The sequence below is a fragment of the Methanonatronarchaeum thermophilum genome (genome assembly GCF_002153915.1).
Lineage (GTDB): Archaea > Halobacteriota > Methanonatronarchaeia > Methanonatronarchaeales > Methanonatronarchaeaceae > Methanonatronarchaeum > Methanonatronarchaeum thermophilum.
Window position 1 is genome coordinate 148,039 of sequence record NZ_MRZU01000004.1, and the last position, 19,892, is coordinate 167,930.

Consider the following 19,892-nt stretch of genomic DNA (forward strand, 5'->3'; position numbering starts at 1 on the left):
CCATCCATTACAACAATAACCTTACCCAAAAAACCAAAAAACCTCTTGAACACCCATAAAACAAAATCAAATAACTATAGTTATACTATCCCCCCGCTCAACACCAAAATATTTCTCAGCACTACCCTGATTTACAGAAACCTCCAAATAACCATGGCTACCAGTAGTCAACAAACCACCACCAACCTCAACCTCACCATAACAACGCCTATAAGGCACCTCCCATTCACCAACAAAAACATCTTCACCAAAATCCAAACCACAAACCTCTTTTGAAGGAATATTCGTTACAACATTCCCAAACCGATCAATATTAATCACAACACCATTCAACACACCACCCTTCTGACTCCAACCCCCAAAACCAATTTCTTCATACCTACCAGTTTCACAACCAACCTCACCAGGACCAACACCCGTAGTAAGCCAAGCACCCACCGCACTAAAAACATCCCTCCCATGAAACGTATCAGAAACATCATCCAACAAAAAACGACTATCCTCAATAACATACACACTAAAATCCCCTAACGACCTCGCAACCGGAATAAACAACCCATTATCAGGGCCAACAAAACATTGACCCCCAACCTCAACAACAATACCCTCACGCTCCGTACCAACACCAGGATCAACAACCCCAACATGCACAGTACCCGATGGATAATACCCAGCAGTCGTCAAATACACATAAGCAGCCTTCCAAACATCCTGACTTGGAATATCATGAGTTATATCAACCAACCTACAATCAGTTATACCCCCAGCAACACCCTTCATCACACTTGAATACCCATCAACAGTACCAAAATCTGATAGAAAAGTCAGCATACAAAAAAATGTAAATACAAAACAACTTAACACTTTCCAAAACCAAACAAAAACCAAAACCTAAACCAAAAAAATAAACAGAGATACAATAAAAACCATATTAAAAAAACCAACTCAATTAAAACGTCAATTAAAACGCTCTAAACCTTCATGAAAACATAGTTCTTTATAGATACGATGATAAATATACCAGCAGAGCTACAACCAATATCACAAACAAAGTTACAAACAAAATCCACAAACCGATGTATGGAGTTGCAACCTTATGAACTGTCCATTTATCGCATGTGGGGCAACGTTCATAAATATGTGTAAAAAACTGTAATCTTGGTTTGACGAAACGTGTTTCATATGTCGTTTGACACTCTTTACATCTAACCTTCCTTAATTCATCCAATTTTTTCAAACCCAACAACGATTTAACTACCTATATTTTATTTTATTTTACTTTTGAGCCGTAGGCTTGCTGTAGGATTGGTTTTGCTTCACTTAACTGCATCTGTTCATTAAGTATCAGCTTGTATTTTTTTGAATTGGTTTTCATTATTATGTGTACTTCTGTTTCTGGAAATCCCTGGTTATCAATTGTCCGTTTTTTTATCCTAACTTTAGTAACCGTATTGTTATCTATAACAAAGTTCTTTTTGTTTTCACCAAGTATTTCATCAATCGTCATATCACCATATTTATGATGGTGGTTAAAGTGCGCAGACATCTGTTTTTTCACAGTATCCATCTTACCACCACCTTCTTTCTTCACCTGTTCCCTCGCCTTCTTCGCATGCTGTTTCAATAATTTAGAGGTTACTATAGCGAAAGCAGTTTTGTTTTCAGTTAAAACAAGCGTATATGGCTTACTAAATATAAACCCCTTCATATCTACTGGTAGCGATCCCAAATAACTTGGATTAGATTCATGCATATATTCTGACATTTTAGGTCTTAAACGCAGGCAAAAAAACCTTAGAGAGCTTTACCCACATCCCTCACATACTAATTTAACAGTTAAACTATATAACAAGACATGCTTTTAGACTAAAAAACCCCCAAAAATCCAATAAAAACCAAAATAACACCAACCAATAATTCAAACAAAAAAACCAAAAATACAATCTATAAAAATAATCAACTCAAATCGAAACCAACCAAAACCATACAACAAAACACAATCCAAATCAAACCAAAACCCAAATTTCCCAAAAGATACCTACTAAGAAAATACCAATCAATAGAATTTATAAATAAAAAGTAATGGAGAGAATATAATTAAAACTAAACATAAAGTGATCAAAGCTGATTCCCGAAAAATGAATGCAATTCAGGATGATTCAGTTGAGTTAGTTGTTACTTCTCCTCCTTATCCAATGATCGAGATGTGGGACAACCTATTCCACGAACTAAACCCAAAAACCAAAAACTACTTAGAAAACGGAGAAGGCGGAAAAGCATTTCAAGAAATGCATAGAGAACTTGACAAAGTCTGGAAACAACTAAAACGTGTCCTAATCGAAGGTGGAATTGCATGCATCAACATTGGAGACGCAACAAGAAAAATAGACGATAGCTTCAGAGTATATCAAAACCACTCAAGAATCATAAACAAACTAACAGAACTTGGGTTTGATCCATTACCTGAAGTATTATGGAGGAAACCAGTGAACAGTGCTGCTAAATTTATGGGTAGTGGGATGCTGCCACCAAACGCCTATGCTACACTGGAGCATGAATATATTCTTATCTTCCGAAACGGCCAAAAACCACGGGAATTTCCACCTAAAGATCCAGAAAGATACCATTCAGCCTACTTCTGGGAAGAGAGAAACCAATGGTTTACAGACCTATGGACAGACATAAAAGGAACAAACCAAACCCTAAAAAATGGAGATAGAGATCGATCCGCCGCTTACCCTCTCCAAGTACCGTACCGACTAATCAACATGTACTCAACAATCCAAGACACCGTCCTAGACCCATTCTGGGGAACAGGAACAACAACCACAGCAGCAATAACAACCACAAGAAACTCAATTGGAATAGAACTAAACCAAAAACTCATCAACAACTACAAAAAACAAACACAAAAAATACCCAAAATCACAAACAAAATACTAAACAAACGAATCAAAAACCATATTAACTTCATTGAAAAAAAGACTAAAGAAGGTAAAGACTTTAAATATCAAGCAGAAAACTATAACTTCCCAGTCACAACAAAACAAGAGAAAAAGATCCAGCTATACACAGTGGAAGACATTAAAAAAACTGATGATTACATTGAAGTTTTACATAAACCCTTTAATACAAAGTCTACCAGCCACAGCTAAAGCCGTGGGAGAATGTTAGGATAAAAAATATTATACCAACCTAAACGAAAAACAGCGCGTATCCCCTCTTGTAAACGGCGAGGCTTTACGCCTGTTCATTCCATATAAGAAACCCCAAAATAAATGAGTGGATGAAAAATTAGAACAATAATATGAGTGGGAAGATACAGATAAGACGGGCCACTAGAGATGACCTTTCTTTTATTGCTTGGGTAATGTGTGCCGCAACCCGGGGACATCTTCAAGAAGGTTCTTCGGATTGTAGATTAAGTAACCTGCTGGAAAAAAACAGTATAGACGATATAACTGATTTTTTCAAGCATCTAGCAACCACCGATCAAATTCACTATGGCCATATCTCTAAATTTTGGGTTGCTGAATATGAAGGTGAAATGGCGGGAGCGATGAGTTCTTTCAGTCTTAAAGAATGTGATGAAGATATGTTTAAGGAAGCTGTAAATACCGTGATTGATAATTTGAAAACTCAGAAAAATATTGAAGGTCTGGAGGATTGGCTTTCCAAATTTGATCTTGATTATCCCGAAGGCGATCAGGAGGCGTGGGGAATTGAGATGGTTGCAGTTTTACCTGAATTTCGAGGTTTAGGGATAACTGACCATTTATTTCAAAGGATATTTCATGAGGCTAGAGAAGAGGGCTATAACAAAGTACAGATTGGTTACATAATTGGAAATAAAGCTGCTGAAAAAGCATATAAACGCAACGGTTTTTCTGTTACAGGAGAATATAAAGATCCAGAGTATGCCAAATTGATGGGATCACCTGGTTTCAAAATAATGGTGAAAAAACTGAATTAGTTGGTTTAGGATACCTTTAAATTAAACATACGGGCGTGAATCAAAAAGTCAGGGATATAAAATATAAAAATCGATCACTAAAAACAGATGGAGTTGTTTATTTATATGTTCTTTTTTATAACGAAATGATACTTAAAAATCTTTTCAGTTACACCAGATGAACTCTACCATGCTTAGTTGTAGAAAAAACGAAGAACTTTTAAAATAGAAGTCTAACTTGAATTAGAAAATAGTTTTTTTATGTAAATTGAGTGCTCCGACGGGGATTTGAACCCCGGTCCTCGGCTCGAAAGGCCAAGATGATTGGCCGGACTACACTATCGGAGCGCTATTATGTGGGTGGTCATGCCTTTTGTGGTAGAGGTAGAGTTTTATTTTCTTGATTTGACTTTAAATATTCCCTTCCACCTGTGGTTGACCAGCCTTTGACCTCAAGACTTTAAGAAGACTCTTTTTTATTAAAAGTTTTACAACTTAATATTACTTTCCTGTTGTTAGGTGTTTAGTGTAGGTGTTTAGTGGGTTTTTGTGAGGTTTTGTCTTTATGTTTTTGTTATTATGTTTTGGTTTGTTTTGTTTTTACCGTAATACCTTTATTTTATTGGTGATAAATAAGGTTTAGTTGATGTATTTTGATATTTGGTGGGTTTTATGGGTAATAGGGTTGGGGTTGTTGCGTCTGGTCAGGCGGAGTTTGGTATACGTAGTGAGGTTGATGTTAGGGAGATAGCTGCTGAGTCTTTTGTTGAGGCTATTGGTTCTGAAGGGAATTTGGATAGAGGGGATATAGAGTTTGCTTCGGTTGGTTCGCATGGTGCGGGGGTTTATTTTGAGGAGTGTTTACCTGCTCCTTTGATATGTGAGTATTTGGGGTTGAATCCTATTGGGGCTCAGAGGGTTGAAGCGGCTTGTGCTACTGGGATGTCGGCTGTTCACGTGATTTATGCTTTGATTAAATCTGGTTATATCGATGTTGGTATGGCTTTGGGTGTTGAGAAGATGACTGAGGTTCCTACGTTGGATATGGTTGATTTTATTGGTAGGCCTGGTTCATATCTTTGGGAGTTTGAGAGTTTTGGACCGACTTTTCCAGGGTATTATGGGATTTATGCTACAGCGCATATGGATAGGTTTGGTACAACTGAGGAGGATTATGCGAGGGTTGCTGTTAAGAACCATAAGTATGGTTCTATGAATGATAAGGCTTTTCTGGATAAGGAGATTGATGTGGAGACTGCTTTGAATTCGGATATGATTGCGTATCCGCATAGGCTGTATTTTTGTTGCCCTATCAATGATGGTTCGGCTTGTGTAGTTATGGCTTCGGAGGATAAAGCTAGGGAGTTGTCTGAGGATCCTGTTTGGATTGGTGGTTTGGGTTCTGGAACCAGTTCGGTTAATCTTTCCAATAGGGGTTCTTTTGTTGGTATTGAATCGGCCCAGGTTGCTGCGCGACAGGCTTATGATATGGCTGGTATTGGTCCTGAGGATATTGATGTTTCTTGTTTACATGATTCTTTTACAAGTGCTGAGATAATGGCGTACGAGGATGTTGGTTTTTGTGAGAAAGGTGGTGGTAAGGAGTTGATTAGGGAGGGGCAGACTTATGTTGGTGGTGATTATCCAGTTAATCTGTGTGGGGGTCTTAAAGCTAAAGGCCATCCGATCGGGGCGACTGGAGTTTCAATGATCCATGAATTGAATAAACAACTTAAAGGGGAAGTTAAGAGTTCTAGACAGGCTTCTATAGATAATGGATATGCTTTAGCCCATAATGTAGGTGGAACTGGGCATTACGCTTACGTTACAGTTCTAGAGAGATAAGGAGATGTGGTTTATGCCAAAATCCATAACGGATATTAGAGAGATTTGCCTTAAATATGAGATTCCGGTTGAGCAGATAAAGACGTTTTGGGAGGAACTTGAGGATGGTAGGTTGGTGACTTCAAAATGCAGTGATTGTGACAACGTGATGTTTCCACCGCAGAGTTACTGCCAGAACTGTTTAAGTAAGGATATAAAGTGGATCGGTTTGGAGGGAGAAGCAGTTGTTAAGGGATTCACCCATATATGTGTCCTTCCAACCACATTCAGTGGTGAAGAACCATACACCATAGTTGTAGCAGAATTTAAAAAACACCCTGGTGTTCGTGCTTTTGCATGGCTTGAAGGAATAGATAAAGAAGACGTAGAGGTAGGTATGGATGTTAAGCTTACACCTAAACAGAGGGAAGAAGGCCCTCCATACTACGTGTATAAACCAGTTTAACCAAAATAGGTATTAAAATGGATATAAAAAATGTAGCGGTTGTTGGGGCTGGAGTGATGGGGCATGGTATCGCTGAAACAATCGCCATAGCCGGATATGAAGTATCACTATACGACCATAAAAAAGAAAACATAGAAAAAGCCCTTAAAAAAATAGATAAAAGCCTTAAGAAACTAGAATCTAAAAACATAATTCCAAGTGGAGGTTGTGAATCAACCAAAGAAAGAATTAACACAACAGTTGATTTAGAGAAAGCTGTTTCTAACGTAGATTTTGTAATCGAAACTGTCCCCGAAAACTTGGATTTAAAACACAGTGTGTTTTCTAGATTGGATAGATACACTCAAGACCACACGATACTGGCGTCTGGAACCTCTTCACTACCTATCACAGAGATAGCGAAAGCGGTGGATAACCCTAAAAGAGTTGTGGGAATGCACTGGTTCAACCCCCCAGTGCTCATGAAGCTTGTTGAAGTGATATACGGCCGTGAAACATCAGATGAAACGGCTGAACAAACATACCAGTTTGCCAAGAAAATCAATAAAACCCCTATTTACTGTAAAAAAGATGTACGTGGCTTCATCGTAACCAACATTCTAAAGCCATTTTATGTTGAACCAATGTGGATGGTTTCTAGAGGGGAAGCGACAATCAAGGAAATAGATTCAGCAATGGTTCACCAACGAAATTATCCGATGGGTCCATTTCAACTAGCCGACTTAACAGGTATCGATATAGTTCACGACGTCATAAAGGAAGCCGGAGAACCAATCCCACCGATAATGAAAGAGAAGGTGGAGAAGAGAGAACTGGGTCAGAAAACAGATAAAGGATTCTATAACTACAAAGAAGGTCAAAAACCTGACTACAAAGAAAAAGATGGAGAGGAATTCGACCCACTGTTAATTGAAGCCTTAATGATCAACGAGGCAGCAAAACTTGTTGAAATCGATGCCGCAACACCAAAAGATATCGATACTGGAATGAAACTAGGTGCACGGTTTCCAGTAGGACCTTGTAAAAAAGCAGACACAATAGGTTTGGATAAAATCTTAGAAAAACTCAAAAAACAACACAAAAAATACAGAGAAAACCGTTACAAACCTACCGACTGGCTAAAAAACAAAATTAATTCAGGAGATATCGATAAAAAAACAGAAACCGTGTTCTACAACCACAAAAACCCAAACCAAAAAACATACCACACAATAGAAACCCACCACAATGAAAAACAAGGCGTTGTAAAAATCACTCTAAACCGACCAGAAAAACATAACGCCATCAATGAAAAAATGATGAACGAAATACCCAACTACATTGAAACCTTAAATCCAGATACAGTCAAATGCATAGTTATCGAAGGGAAAGGAACCAAAGCATTCTCAACAGGAGCAGAAATAGAAATGCTCCAGAAATGGACAACACAAAAAGCAGGACAAACCAAAAAAATATTTCAAACCATAGAAAACTATCCATCCCCCGTCATAGCTAAAATAGATGGATATGCATTAGGCGCAGGACTAGAACTAGCCTTATCATGCGACCTCAGATATGCAACCAAAAAAACCCAGCTCGGATTCCCCGAAATAAACATAGGAATCTTCCCAGGTGGCGGAGGAACCCAAAAACTACCCCGATACATAGGAGAAACCAGAGCAAAACAAATGATACTGCTAGGTGAAAAAATAGATGCAGAAACCGCTGAAAAATGGGGCCTAATAAACAAAGCAGTACCAAACAAAAAACTCGATCAAACAGTTGAAAAAACAGTAAAAAAACTGATTAAAGGCCCACCAATAGCCATCAAACTAGCCAAAAAAACCATCAACGAAGGCAGAGACCATACACTCCAAAACGCAATAAAACACGAATCAAAACAATTCAAAAAACTATTCAACACCAAAGACATAGAAGAAGGAATATCAGCATTCAAAGAAAAACGAGAACCCAACTTCAAAGGAAAATAACAAAAAAACCCAAAAAAATAATTATAAAAATTATTTAGCCCAAACAAACCAAATAACTAACAAAAATTTGATTTATTAAATCTATACGTTTTTTTCAAAAACAATTAGATCTTTGTTGGTTCATAAGAAGTATTTTAGAGGTTAGCCGTTTTTTTGTAGGTGTTTACACCTTCCTTCATAAGTTGGTTGATTATTTTTTTTACGGGTTTTATGTCGTTTATTCCACCGATAGCTTGTCCAGCCATTATAGCAGCTTCTTGGAGTTCTCCTTGATCATCTAGTATCTGAAATCTTTTTCCTTCTTCTTTAGCGATTTCACTCCATGTAGCTCCTTTTTCTTTCATTTTTTTTAGTTTTATAGAGCCTTTGGTTCGGTAGAATCTGGCGTCTGAAAGTAAGCTAGGTGCTATAACTGTGTCTTCAAACCCGGTTTTTTCGTCTGCAAGTATTTCTTTGGCTTTTTGGTTGTAATCGGATTCTTTTGAAACTAAAAACCGTGTCCCAATGTAGGCGGCTTGAACGCCCATTGTCAGTAGGCCTGTTATCTGTGCGCCATTGAAAACACCACCTCCAGCGGTTATCGGTGTGTCTAGATCCATTTTTGTAGTGCCGGCAACCAACGGGAATGTGTGAACTGGTTGGTGAGAGACATGGCCTCCGGCTTCATATCCTGTTACGTTAACAACGTCGACACCTGATTCAACAGCTTTTTTTGCATGAATTGGTAATGCACAGGTGTGTAGGTTTAAGAAACCGGCTTCCTGGATCTGTTTGGTGTATTTTGGAGCACCGGCTGAGGTGAGTATGCCTTTGCATTGGGATGCAAACTCCCGGTCTTCACTTGCTCTATGTATTAGGGCTTGAATCAAGTCAGGTGCATCAACCTGTCTTTCATGCACCCTTACATTAACTATAAATGAACCGTCTGTTTGGTCCAATACTCTATCTATTATTGAGTGTTGCCGTTCAACCAGCTCTTCAATAAGTTCATCATCCCAACTTCCTTTTGAAATTTTATTTATAACCTCCTTCGCTCCCCTTTTAGAGGTTGCAACTGGATGTTGCACATGGCCTAATGCGCCGGCATCCGCTATTTCAGCAGTTAATTCAACCATATCCCATTCAGTACCACCCAATGCTGCTTGAATAATCGGGTATTCAATATCGAACATTTTACAGATTTTTGTGTTAAAAAATCTAGATGTTTTACTATTCATTTTTTATAAACTATTAAATCTACAACCAACTTAAAATAACCTTATTAGTACCTTAAAATAGGTTTTTATTGTTTTTTCTGTGTTTTGGTTTTTTAATGATGGTTATTTAAGTTTTTCGTTGTTTGATGTGGGTTTTGTCTTTAATGTATTGTGCAAAATTTGTATACCTTGTTTCGGTGTTTTGTTGGCCGGTTTTTGGTTGTGGTTTTTATATAATGAGTGTGTATAATGTTTAGCTGAGGATGTTTTTGGGTTTTTAGGTGTTTGGTTTGTTATGAAGAAGAAGCTTGATCCTTGGACCGTGTCTGTACGTGACTTGTATTATATTAAGGACGATACACCCTTAGATGTTATTTCGGTTTGTAGGGATGGGGTTGTTGTTATCGGCCGTAACTCTGATATCGATTATATTGAGAGAAGTATTGTCCAGAACAATGGTGACAGGTTGTATGGAGAGTTTGAAGGTTCTCCTGATTGGATGGATAATCTGAGAGATGAGTGTATGGAGTGGGAACAACGTACAAGCTATTCTCAAAGACTAGGTGAATATTATTCCGAAGCCTATAGTTTCAGTAGATTTGAAATCGAGTCACTTGTTGGTTTTTGCCGTAAACATGAGTTGAGTTATTGGATTAGAACTCTAGAGAAAGATCGTAATCGAATCCTAATCACTGTTAAAAAAACTTAATGACACTTCTTTATTTAGCTACATCGAGTTGACTGGGTTTCTAGGTTTTTTTGTGTTTTTAGATTAGTTTGATTGTTTGTCCGATGTTTTTTTGTTTTGCTTTTTGGTATATTTTCCATCCTGAGGCTATGTCTTGTACTGCGAGTCCTGTTGAGTCGAATATTGTTATTTCTTCTTTGTTTGTTCGGCCTGGGTTTGTTTTGTTGACTATTTTGCCTATGTCTGAGTGTATTTCTTTTTTGTTGTATTCGTTGTTTGTTATGGGTACGTTGACTTCTCCTCCGTGTACTGCGGGTTTGTAGTCGTCTACTACTACTTTGGATTGTTTTAGTAGTTTTGTTTCTAGTTCTTGTTTCCCTTCTGCGTCTGCCCCTATTGCGTTTATGTGTGTTCCTGGTGATATCCATTCGGCTTTAACTATTGGCTGTTTTACTGGTGTTGTTGTTATTACTATGTCTGTGTTGGTTACTGCTTCTTTTGCTGTTTTGCAGGTTTTTATGTTTAGGTTTAGGTTTTGTATTTGTTTTTTTAGGTTTTCGATAGCTTTGGGTTTTATGTCGTATATTTTGACGTTTTTTAGGTTTCGGACTGTGTTTACGGCTTTTAGTTGTGTTATTGCTTGGACTCCGGCGCCTACTAGCCCGATTGTTTCTGAGTTTTCTCTTGATAGGTATTTTGCTGCTACTCCTCCTGCGGCTCCGGTACGGTATGCGGTTAGTTCCGTTGCATCCATTATGCAGTATGGGTATCCTGTTTCTGTATCTACTAATATTAGTACTGCCATTACTGTTGGGTGTTCTTTGTTTTCGGGATGTGAGTTGACTAGTTTGCATCCAGCTATGTCTTCGTCTTCTAGGTAGCCTGGCATTGTTCGGTAGTCTCCGTTATATTGGTTGAAGTATAGATATGCTTTAGGCGGCATCTGAACTTTTTTGTCTCCAAACTGTTTAAACGCGGATTCAACGGCGTCTATAATGTCTTTTATATCGATTATGTTTTTTACGTCATTTCTTGATATTTTAAGGGTTTCTAGTTTGCTGGTCATTTTAAATCACGGTCGATGTTTTTTAATTTGAAATTTAAGTTTCTTTTATTTTTTTTAGTATGGTTTACCGTGGTTTGGTTTTTTTGTTATTTGATTTGATTTGGTTTTTGAGTTTTGGGAATATTTTTTCTATCTTGGTGTTGTGTTGTATTAGGTCTGCTGCTTTGTCGAGTGGGTTTTTGGTTTTTTTGGTTTGTTTTGGTTTTGGTTTGTTGGTTTTTTTGTATATTTGGTTTATTAGTGTGTTTGTTATTTTTTGGTTTTCGAATAGGCCGTGTATGTAGGTGCCTAATACGTTGTTGTGTTCTGCACTACCGGGTTCTAATGGTTGGTGTAGGGGTTTTAGGTGTTTGGTTCGACCCATGTGGATTTCGTATCCATGTATTGTGTCTTTGGTGCCTTTTAGAAGTCCTTTGTTTATGTTTACTTCTATTTCTACTTCATTTACTTTTTTTTCGGGTTTGAATTCGGTTTTGGTTGGAAGTAGTTTTAGGCCTTCGATTGTTTTTTTATTGTCGGTTCCTTCGATGTCTGCGTTTGTTATTTGCATTCCTAGCATTTGGTATCCACCGCAAACTCCGATTATTGGTTTGTTGAATTTTTTTATTTCTTGGGTTAGGCCGGTTTTTTTTATTGTCTGTAGGTCGTTTACTGTGTTTTTTGTTCCAGGTATGATTAGGGCGTCTATATCTTTTGGTATTTTTTGGTTGATCGGGAGGTATGTTATTTTGGTTCCTGGTTTTTGTTGGAGGGGTTGGAAATCTGTGAAATTTGATATGTGGGGGAGTCTGATTATCCCTATGTTTATTGTTTGGTGTGGGGGTGTGTTGTCTTCTCCGAAGCTTGTTTTTTTATTTTTTGGAGGTAGTGATACGCTGTCTTCTTCAGGTAGTTCTGGGTCGTCGTATGGTATGACTCCTAATACAGGTATTCCTGTTATTTCTTCGAGTTTTTCGATTCCAGGTTCTAGGATTTCTTTTTGTCCACGGAATTTAGTTATTATAAATCCAGTGACTTTCTGTTTTATGTCTTTTGGTAGTAGTTCTATTGTTCCATAGAGGCTTGCGAAAGCTCCACCACGCTCTATATCGCTTATTAATATTATGTCTGCGTTTGTGTATCTGGCAGTTTCTATGTTGGCTATGTCTCTGTGGTGTAGGTTTATCTCTCCTATGCTTCCTGCACCTTCACATATAATTACGTCATGTTTTTTCGATAGCCGTTTGTATGCGTTTTCAGCTTCTTCTCTGGCTTTTGCCCAATGTGTTTCGTAGTATTTTGTGGCTTGGTAGTGGTCGATTGGGTTGCCGGATAGTATTAGCTGGCTTTCCCCATCTCCACGTGGTTTGAGTAGAACTGGGTTCATGTCTGTGTTGGGGGTTATGCCTGCAGCTCTTGCTTGAACGTATTGGGAGATTCCTATCTCTCCCCAACCATTATCTGAGGTTGTGGAGGGAACTGCACGAGCGTTGTTTGACATGTTCTGGCCTTTAAATGGAGCGACCGAGATGTTGTTTCGTGATAACAGTCGACATAACCCTGTGACTACTGTGCTTTTACCAGCGTGACTTGAGGTTGCTACAACCAATACGGTTCGTTTAGCCATAAAAAACCAAAATAATTTTTTTATTTATGAATTGCGTCGGTGAGTTTTGAAATTGTTTGTTCTACATCATCTATTTCTTCAACCAAACTCCCGGTGACTACTATGTCGGCTCCGGCTTCCACAACCTTCTTTGCTTGTTTTGGGGTTCTTATCCCACCGCCAACTATTATGTTTGAGTTTGTTGTTTTAGCTACGGCTCCAATCATATCTAAAGGCACATGTTCAGTAACTCCTGACCCAGCCTCGAGGTATATGAAATCCATACCCATATACTCTCCAGCAAGTGCATAAGAAGCAGCTATCTCAGGTTTTTCCCGGGGTATAGGGCGTGAATCACTTATGTAGCCAACGGTTCCACCGGGCTCTATAACCAAGTAAGCCATTGGAAGTGGCTCTAAACCTAATTTCTTAATTATAGGTGCGCCCCGCATCTGCATTCCAGTTATGTACATAGGTTCTCTTGAGTTCAGTAGGCTCATGAAGAAGACCGCATCGGCCCTACCTGTAAGGCCGGAGGTATCTTGCGGGAAAAGTATTACTGGTAGGTCAACCTTTTCCTTCACCTCCTTAACGGTTTCATCGACTATTGATTGGCCAGATACTGTGGACCCACCAACCATAATGCCGTCTGAACCACCAGACATTGCTTCAACAGCTATTTCACCGGCTCTAGCTGGAGTTTGTTCATCAGGATCGATTAAGGTCAGATGAATCCCTGACTCACTGTCAAAGATTCTTCTTACGTTCATCCTCTACCTTCTTTCGATTTAATTCTAAGGCCTTTATATCCACATTTCCGACATTTAACTGATTTCTTAGGGTTTCTAGCATTGCACTTCATACATATCTTTACGCCAAATAATTTGTCTTCAGCTTCTGGGAATCTTGCCATAAATAACACCAAAATTTCTATCTCAAATAATAAACTAATTTCCTAATATAATTAATGAGATTAATTTATAGATATATCCCGTTTTAAACAAAAAACCTTACCGATAAACGAATATCTAGTGGTAAGGCTGTAGATATTCTAAAACTGGAAAATCTATGTAAATCATGTGTGGTTATTTATGAATGAGATAGAGCTTGATGAATTTAGTGGTCTGCGTGTTGGACATGCATCTTCGGAGGAAGATGCTACTGGATGTACAGTTTTTTTGTTGCCTGAAGGATCTAAGGCTGGGGTTTCAGTCCGTGGTGGCTCTCCTGGCACGAAAGGTGCTTCTCTTTTAAAACCCAGTTCAGCAGACTATGACGTTAATGCTATCGTTATGACTGGTGGAAGTAGTTTTGGACTTGCTTCGGTGGGTGGGGTGTTGAGGTTTCTTGAAGAAAGACAGGTAGGGCTTGATGTAGGAGACACCAAGGTACCGATTGTTCCTGCCGCCGTAATACTTGACCTAGGGATCGGAAGTGCAGAAAAAAGACCAGATAGTGAGATGGGTTATTCTGCAGCTGAGAACGCAAGTCAAGAGATCGAAAGCGGTAATGTTGGCGTCGGCACAGGTGCAACCGTAGGGAAACTATTGGGAATGGAACACGCTATGAAAGGTGGTTTCGGATACCACTTAATCGAGAAAAATGGAATAAAGGTTGGAGCGTTCACAGCGGTTAACTCAGCTGGCAACATCATAAATCCAAATACCGGAGAGTTCATCGCTGGAGCACAGATAGATGGAGAGATAGTAGATTTAGAATGCGTAATGGATAAAATAATGAACCAGAGAATATTAGGAACCAACACAACGATAACCACCATCACAACAAACGCAGACCTAACTCGAAGAGAACTATGTCGACTGGCATCAACATCACACGATGGATATGCAAGAACAATCCAACCAAGCCATATGATGCCGGACGGAGACACAATATACACAGTTTCAACTGGAGATAAAAAAACTAAGCTTGATTATGTAGGGTTTTTAGCAACACACGCGGTAGAAAGTTCAGTTATAAAAGCTATAAAACACGCTGAAACACTTGACAACATACCTTCAACAAATGAAATAAAATGAAATGAAATGAAATGAAATAAAAAATTAATAAATTTTATAGGTTTTGGGTTATTTTATAGCTCTTTCTTTAAATCCCCAAATTCCTATCGGTATAAATACCAATATACTTACAACTAAACCGATTATGCATGCAAGTAGGGATAGTCCTGCTGTTTCTGGCGCTATAAACACCCTTATAGACTCGCTTACATATGTGAGTGGGATTGCGAATGTGAAGTAGTATAACACTATGCTTATCTCCTTTATCATGTCCACCGGATAGAATGTCGCACCTAGAAACATCATAGGCATCGTTATCAGAAACATTACTTCGAACATGATTTCAGGTGGTTTGAAATAACTTCCTATACCAAGACCCATTGCTCCAAAGATTATTCCTGTCGCCATAAATATAATCAACAGCACTACCAGTGATGTAACTGTCAGAGTAAATGTTTCAGGGAATAGAAATACAGCTAATACTAAAACTGCGAGCCCTGAAAAAACTCCTTGAAACATTCCGTATATGATTTTTTCAAGAGCCAAACTTGCCATTGTTAATGGAAGTAAGATGTGTGCCCGGATCTCTTGGTCGTGATCGAAACTGATACCTATCTCACCACCTACACTACGCATAGCACCCAACATCGCGGTCATAGCAATTATACCTGGAACCAATATCTCTATGTAGTCCACCATGAATACATCTAGTTGTGGTAACAGTAAACCAAATACTATGAGGAAAAACAATGGCTGGCCAAGAATTCTCATTAAATTTCCACGAAGGTCTTTCCTAAACACCAACAGATCCCTTATAAAAACCGCGTACGCAGCTCTTAAACTCCATTTAAACTCATTAAAATCTATATGTATTCCTCCAATTAACTAACTAAATAACAATTAATATCTATAGGTGGTCTGAAAACCTAACATAACTATTGGGTTCATTTAACTTATTTATCTTCTTTTCCTGTTTAGATCTGTTTAATGTTTTTGTTGGCTTGAAAAATGTATTTTTAAGCTGTCTCTTTTTAGGTTAGGTGGTTATTACCCTAGTTTTTCACCTGTTAGGCTGATGAATACGTCTTCTAGTGTTGGTTTTCTGATATCTAGGGAGTGTATTGTGAGGCCGGTTGTTTTTATTTCATCAATTAAGATTGGACTGAGTTCTTCGCCTTTTTCTGCATATATATGCAGTTCCATTGTTCGGGCTCCCTCGACTGTCTGTATTTTTTTGACACCTGTTATTTTATTTAGTTTTTCGATTAGTTCTGGATGTACGTCGTCTAAACCTATTTTGATTACGTTTTCTGCTGGCCCTTTTTTCTTTAGGTTTTCTGGACTATCTAAACCAACTATTTTACCTTCGTTCATGATTGCTACGCGGTCGCATAGGGCGTCGGCTTCCTCCATGTAGTGGGTGGTCAATACCATGGTTTTTCCTCTTTCGTTTAGCTCTATGATTTTCTGCCATATTGAGCGTCTAGCATGGGGGTCTAAACCCATTGTTGGTTCGTCTAGAAAGATTATGTCTGGCTCGTGTATTAGAGCGCGGGCTATGAGTAGTCGCTGTAGCATACCGCCTGAATATTCTTTTATGTTGTCGTCTCCACGGTCATGTAGTCCGACCATTCTTAATACGTCGTCAATCTGTTTTTTTCTGTTTTTCACTCCGTATGCTCGAGCCATTATGGAGATGTTTTCTCTTCCTGAGAGTTTTTTGTCAAGGCTTCTGTGTTGTGGGACAACACCTATCTTCATTTTCACTCCCAGAGGGTTTTTAACAACATTTAATCCATTTATGTTGACATCGCCATCGGTAGGCCGTATCTCTGTTGTAAGCATGCCTATCGTTGTTGTTTTACCAGCACCGTTGGGTCCTAATAAACCGAATATTTCTCCATCTTTTACATTGAAGGAGATGTTGTCTACAGCATGTATGTTGTCATACCGTTTGTGTAGGTTTTGAACTTCAATCAAATAATTCACCAATTTTTTTGAATTTTTTTGTGTTTCCGTATTGGGGTTTTAATTTTTAAAGGGGATTTCAGGTATTTTTTTTAGCTCGATGAGCTGTTTTATAGAGTAGTCTGGCTCTATATCTCTGGAGTATGTTTTCTCGTTGTTTGTTTTTAGTATCGATTTGATTCCATACCTGTTTGCACAAACGATATCATGTTCTATTGAGTTCCCTATGTAGATGGTTGGGGTGGAGTTGGATTTCTTTTTCGCGTACTTCAAGATGTGGGGGTTTGGTTTGGCAAATCCAACCTCGCCGGATGTAACTATGCAATTAAAATGTCTGTTTAAGTTTAGAAAACGAGTTTTTTCTCTCTGAATGAGGTCTGGTCCGTTTGTTACAAGTATTTTGTCGTCTTTAATATTTTCTAAAACCTTTATAGCGTCTTGAAATAGATATAGGTTTTTTAAAACCATGGATCGATACAGAGAAGATAGTTCCATCACTTTAGTCATGTCGTCGAAACCCTTATTCCTAAAAACAGCTTTAAAGATGGGAAACCTTGTTTCGATTTTAAAGTTCTGAGATACATAATCATGTGCATCCAGATATTCCTCTCTACTTATCTCTGGCAAACCACATTTCTCTATACACCGACTTAATATCTCTTTACGAGACTTTTCAACCCCGCAGAGAGTTCCATCAAGGTCGAATAAAACAGCCATGCAAAACCCAATAAAGAATATTTAGGCGTTAAACCACTTAACCTAATTCATAAAACACAGTGTTATACTGCATGGGTTGGTAGGTGTTTTGTTTTGATCTATTTTGGCTGTATTTTTTTGATTTAAGTTTTTTAGAAATCTCTTTCTGAGATGAACTCTGCCATTCCTATTAGGTATTCTTTGTTTTTTGTTTCTGGTAGTGGTTTTAGGTGTTTTATACCTTGTTCTATCAATTGATCGACTTTCTGGGAGGCATATTCTAACGAACCTTCCTGTTCAAGAAGTTTGATTGCTGTTTCAACATCTTGGTTTGTTGTTTTTTCACGGGGTTTTTCAAGTATCTCGATGAATTTTTCTGGATTATCTGAGTTATGGATGTAATGGATTGCCATCAAGCTTCTTTTTCCTTCACGTATATCATTTCCTACTTGGCCTCCACGGCCTTTTCCTTCTTGGAAATCAAGTAAGTCGTCTGCTATCTGGAAGGCATACCCTATGTTTTCACCATACTTCTTTACTTCCTGCCTTACTTTTTCTGGGGCTCCAGCTATTAAAGCGCCTCCATATACACTTCCGCTTATTAAGGCACCTGTTTTTTTAGAGATCATCTGCATGTATTCTTCTTCGGTTATCTCAGTTTTTTCTCGAGAGTTGATGTCCATGGCCTGTCCTTCTGTTAGTTCGGTGACCACGTGTGAAAGGAGTTTCATTAATTTGAAGTTTGTTTTATCTGTAAGCCCGACTTCTTCTCCACGGGCTGCAGATACGAATGCTTTTGCGAACATCCCATCACCCACATTTATCGCGCGGGCGATACCTATCCGCTTCCAAACTGTTGGGTGGTCTCGACGATATTCATCCCTGTCCTGGATGTCATCGTGTATCAAAGAAAAGTTATGGATTATCTCGATTGCAGCGGCAAAAGGCAATGCCTCCTTTTTACTACCACCAAGCGCCTCACAAGTCATTATACACAGACCCGGCCTCCAACGTTTACCACCGGTACCTAGGTGATAGTGCACTTCCTCATAGAGATGATCGATATCATGGTTCTTCGGAATAACTTTCTTAATCTCTTCATCCACAACCGGCTTCAGCTCTTTAATTCTTTCCCAAACTCCTTCAGTATCCATAGTATCTCCAACTATCAATTAATTCGTTCTAGCTTGTGGGCAACAACAAAAATGTAATCAAGAAGTTCTGCCCCCTCCACTTAACTAATGTCTTATTTAGGCTTGAATCTTAGGCTTAAAACACCGTTCTTGTAATCCATATCCATTGATTCCCTGTCAACAGACCTAGGTAACTCAACTTCTCTGTAATACCTATCTGATTCACTCTCCGCCTCTATAAGAAGCCTACTGTCTTGAACAACAACCGATATATCTTCCTCATCAACACCAGGTATTTCAGCAGTTACAGTAACCTGCTCGCCCTCATCGAATACATCGACCAAAGGCCCACGACCCTCATCCTTAACTCGGTCTCCAAAACTCCTTATCTCAGGCTCACCAGACTGATCCATCCGAACAGAAAACCCAAACCTAAAAGGCCCTTCATCAGAACGTCTTTTTTCAACAGCCTCTCTAAACAACTCTTCATCAACCTCACTAAACTGGGGCCACATCTCCTCAAAAATATCAACAAAACCCATCTCCCCCTGCTTTCCATCCCTATCGAAGAAATCCCTTAGAATTTTCTCAAACAACTCATCAAAAGGATCTTTATCTCTAGTCATAAAGCTTCTATAACAATATTCGGTTTACAGACAGATTAATACATGCCAACAAACATACATACCCCCTCTAAACACCAGACAAAACCCAATTAATTTTCGTAACTCACTGTATCTCTATAGAGCTACCTTCATCCTCCACTTTCTCCAGCTCTACAGTTAAAACACCGTTTTCAAGTTTAGCTTCACCCTCATCCATTACCTCGCAAGGAAGACGTAGTTCTGTTTCAAACTCAAGCGCCCTTCCATCCATCAAGTAGTTAGCAAGCTCTTTCTCACGTTTTCCACTAACAGACAACCTACTACCATTCTTAACTCTAACTTCAATTTCTTCCCTTGAAAAACCAGGAACATCCATAACCACCAACAGAACACCATCCCGTTCATATATATCTGTGAAAGGAAGCAATGAAGACTCCAACTTCCTATGGATCATACCCAATATCTCAAAATCCTTGTCATCCCTCAAATCCTCAATAAACCGCTCCATCCTAGATATAACCAAATCAATTTTATTCAAACAAACCACCCAACCATATGTAATATAAGACCCACAAAAACTTATATCCAATACAACACCCTTACCTAAAAAATTCACTCCAAACAAACCACCTAACCATAAGACACAACAAAAAAATAAAAAAATTAAGATCCCCCAGAACCACCATAAAAATAAACCAAACAAATCCCTATGGAAAAAATTAACG

General features: G+C 38.6%; 20 protein-coding genes and 1 tRNA gene. 7 read left to right on the forward strand and 14 right to left on the reverse strand.

What is annotated here, in order from left to right:
* Nucleotides 1-66: 66 nt before the first annotated feature.
* Both AMET1_RS05655 and AMET1_RS05660 read right to left on the reverse strand, forming a co-directional pair.
* Nucleotides 67-831, reverse strand: coding sequence for an SAM hydrolase/SAM-dependent halogenase family protein (locus tag AMET1_RS05655; protein WP_143406865.1), 765 nt, complete (start codon nucleotides 829-831; stop codon nucleotides 67-69).
* 439 nt (nucleotides 832-1,270) lie between these two features.
* A complete protein-coding gene (locus tag AMET1_RS05660; RefSeq protein ID WP_143406866.1) occupies nucleotides 1,271-1,729 on the reverse strand; it encodes a hypothetical protein in 459 nt (152 codons plus the stop codon).
* Between the two features lie 409 nt (nucleotides 1,730-2,138).
* Here AMET1_RS05660 and AMET1_RS05665 point away from each other — a divergent pair, with 409 nt between their 5' ends.
* On the forward strand, nucleotides 2,139-3,155 hold the full coding sequence (locus tag AMET1_RS05665; protein WP_201721298.1) for a DNA-methyltransferase: 1,017 nt from the start codon (nucleotides 2,139-2,141) through the stop codon (nucleotides 3,153-3,155).
* A gap of 152 nt (nucleotides 3,156-3,307) precedes the next feature.
* Nucleotides 3,308-3,973, forward strand: coding sequence for a GNAT family N-acetyltransferase (locus AMET1_RS05670; protein WP_086637524.1), 666 nt, complete (start codon nucleotides 3,308-3,310; stop codon nucleotides 3,971-3,973).
* A 252-nt stretch (nucleotides 3,974-4,225) separates the two neighbouring features.
* On the opposite strand, the gene AMET1_RS05675 is transcribed toward AMET1_RS05670, so the two are convergent.
* Nucleotides 4,226-4,300: transfer RNA gene (locus tag AMET1_RS05675), tRNA-Glu, on the reverse strand.
* A 324-nt stretch (nucleotides 4,301-4,624) separates the two neighbouring features.
* On the opposite strand from AMET1_RS05675, the gene AMET1_RS05680 reads away from it, so the two are divergent.
* Genes AMET1_RS05680 through AMET1_RS05690 form a run of 3 tightly spaced genes read left to right on the forward strand, consistent with a single transcriptional unit; the run spans nucleotide 4,625 to nucleotide 8,212 of the window.
* Nucleotides 4,625-5,797, forward strand: coding sequence for a thiolase domain-containing protein (locus tag AMET1_RS05680; RefSeq protein ID WP_086637525.1), 1,173 nt, complete (start codon nucleotides 4,625-4,627; stop codon nucleotides 5,795-5,797).
* 13 nt (nucleotides 5,798-5,810) lie between these two features.
* The gene (locus AMET1_RS05685; RefSeq protein ID WP_161490796.1) at nucleotides 5,811-6,242 is read left to right on the forward strand and encodes a Zn-ribbon domain-containing OB-fold protein; all 432 of its coding nucleotides are present in this window, start codon (nucleotides 5,811-5,813) and stop codon (nucleotides 6,240-6,242) included.
* Nucleotides 6,243-6,259: 17 nt separating this feature from the next.
* Nucleotides 6,260-8,212: a 3-hydroxyacyl-CoA dehydrogenase/enoyl-CoA hydratase family protein gene (locus AMET1_RS05690; protein ID WP_086637527.1), complete on the forward strand. Its 1,953-nt coding sequence runs from the start codon at nucleotides 6,260-6,262 to the stop codon at nucleotides 8,210-8,212.
* Nucleotides 8,213-8,346: 134 nt separating this feature from the next.
* Here AMET1_RS05690 and AMET1_RS05695 read toward each other — a convergent pair whose 3' ends face one another.
* Complete coding sequence (locus AMET1_RS05695; protein WP_086637528.1) at nucleotides 8,347-9,429, reverse strand: NAD(P)H-dependent flavin oxidoreductase; 1,083 nt, start codon at nucleotides 9,427-9,429, stop codon at nucleotides 8,347-8,349.
* A 274-nt stretch (nucleotides 9,430-9,703) separates the two neighbouring features.
* Here AMET1_RS05695 and AMET1_RS05700 point away from each other — a divergent pair, with 274 nt between their 5' ends.
* The gene (locus AMET1_RS05700; RefSeq protein WP_086637529.1) at nucleotides 9,704-10,117 is read left to right on the forward strand and encodes a hypothetical protein; all 414 of its coding nucleotides are present in this window, start codon (nucleotides 9,704-9,706) and stop codon (nucleotides 10,115-10,117) included.
* A 58-nt stretch (nucleotides 10,118-10,175) separates the two neighbouring features.
* Here AMET1_RS05700 and ala read toward each other — a convergent pair whose 3' ends face one another.
* The 4 genes from ala to AMET1_RS08145 all read right to left on the reverse strand — a co-directional run bounded on the left by ala (nucleotide 10,176) and on the right by AMET1_RS08145 (nucleotide 13,660).
* Entirely contained in the window at nucleotides 10,176-11,162 is a 987-nt protein-coding gene (ala, locus tag AMET1_RS05705; protein ID WP_086637530.1) for an alanine dehydrogenase, read from the reverse strand.
* 64 nt (nucleotides 11,163-11,226) lie between these two features.
* The gene (locus AMET1_RS05710) at nucleotides 11,227-12,768 is read right to left on the reverse strand and encodes a cobyric acid synthase (RefSeq protein ID WP_086637531.1); all 1,542 of its coding nucleotides are present in this window, start codon (nucleotides 12,766-12,768) and stop codon (nucleotides 11,227-11,229) included.
* 20 nt (nucleotides 12,769-12,788) lie between these two features.
* Nucleotides 12,789-13,517, reverse strand: coding sequence for a geranylgeranylglyceryl/heptaprenylglyceryl phosphate synthase (locus tag AMET1_RS05715; RefSeq protein WP_086637532.1), 729 nt, complete (start codon nucleotides 13,515-13,517; stop codon nucleotides 12,789-12,791).
* Nucleotides 13,514-13,660 (reverse strand): 50S ribosomal protein L40e, encoded by a 147-nt coding sequence (locus AMET1_RS08145; protein ID WP_086637533.1) that lies wholly within the window; start codon nucleotides 13,658-13,660, stop codon nucleotides 13,514-13,516. The genes AMET1_RS05715 and AMET1_RS08145 overlap by 4 nt, the downstream gene beginning before the upstream one ends.
* Before the next feature lie 178 nt (nucleotides 13,661-13,838).
* On the opposite strand from AMET1_RS08145, the gene AMET1_RS05725 reads away from it, so the two are divergent.
* Nucleotides 13,839-14,786, forward strand: a complete 948-nt coding sequence (locus AMET1_RS05725; RefSeq protein ID WP_086637534.1) for a P1 family peptidase — start codon at nucleotides 13,839-13,841, stop codon at nucleotides 14,784-14,786.
* Between the two features lie 48 nt (nucleotides 14,787-14,834).
* Here the strand turns inward: AMET1_RS05725 and AMET1_RS05730 are convergent, their stop codons facing one another.
* The 6 genes from AMET1_RS05730 to AMET1_RS05755 form a co-directional block, all read right to left on the reverse strand.
* On the reverse strand, nucleotides 14,835-15,647 hold the full coding sequence (locus AMET1_RS05730; RefSeq protein ID WP_086637535.1) for an ABC transporter permease: 813 nt from the start codon (nucleotides 15,645-15,647) through the stop codon (nucleotides 14,835-14,837).
* Between the two features lie 165 nt (nucleotides 15,648-15,812).
* The gene (locus tag AMET1_RS05735) at nucleotides 15,813-16,745 is read right to left on the reverse strand and encodes an ABC transporter ATP-binding protein (protein ID WP_161490798.1); all 933 of its coding nucleotides are present in this window, start codon (nucleotides 16,743-16,745) and stop codon (nucleotides 15,813-15,815) included.
* 48 nt (nucleotides 16,746-16,793) lie between these two features.
* Entirely contained in the window at nucleotides 16,794-17,450 is a 657-nt protein-coding gene (locus tag AMET1_RS05740; RefSeq protein ID WP_086637537.1) for an HAD family hydrolase, read from the reverse strand.
* A gap of 131 nt (nucleotides 17,451-17,581) precedes the next feature.
* On the reverse strand, nucleotides 17,582-18,583 hold the full coding sequence (locus AMET1_RS05745; RefSeq protein WP_086637538.1) for a polyprenyl synthetase family protein: 1,002 nt from the start codon (nucleotides 18,581-18,583) through the stop codon (nucleotides 17,582-17,584).
* Nucleotides 18,584-18,675: 92 nt separating this feature from the next.
* A complete protein-coding gene (locus AMET1_RS05750) occupies nucleotides 18,676-19,188 on the reverse strand; it encodes an Hsp20/alpha crystallin family protein (protein ID WP_086637539.1) in 513 nt (170 codons plus the stop codon).
* 103 nt (nucleotides 19,189-19,291) lie between these two features.
* Complete coding sequence (locus AMET1_RS05755) at nucleotides 19,292-19,705, reverse strand: Hsp20/alpha crystallin family protein (protein ID WP_161490799.1); 414 nt, start codon at nucleotides 19,703-19,705, stop codon at nucleotides 19,292-19,294.
* Nucleotides 19,706-19,892: the final 187 nt, after the last annotated feature.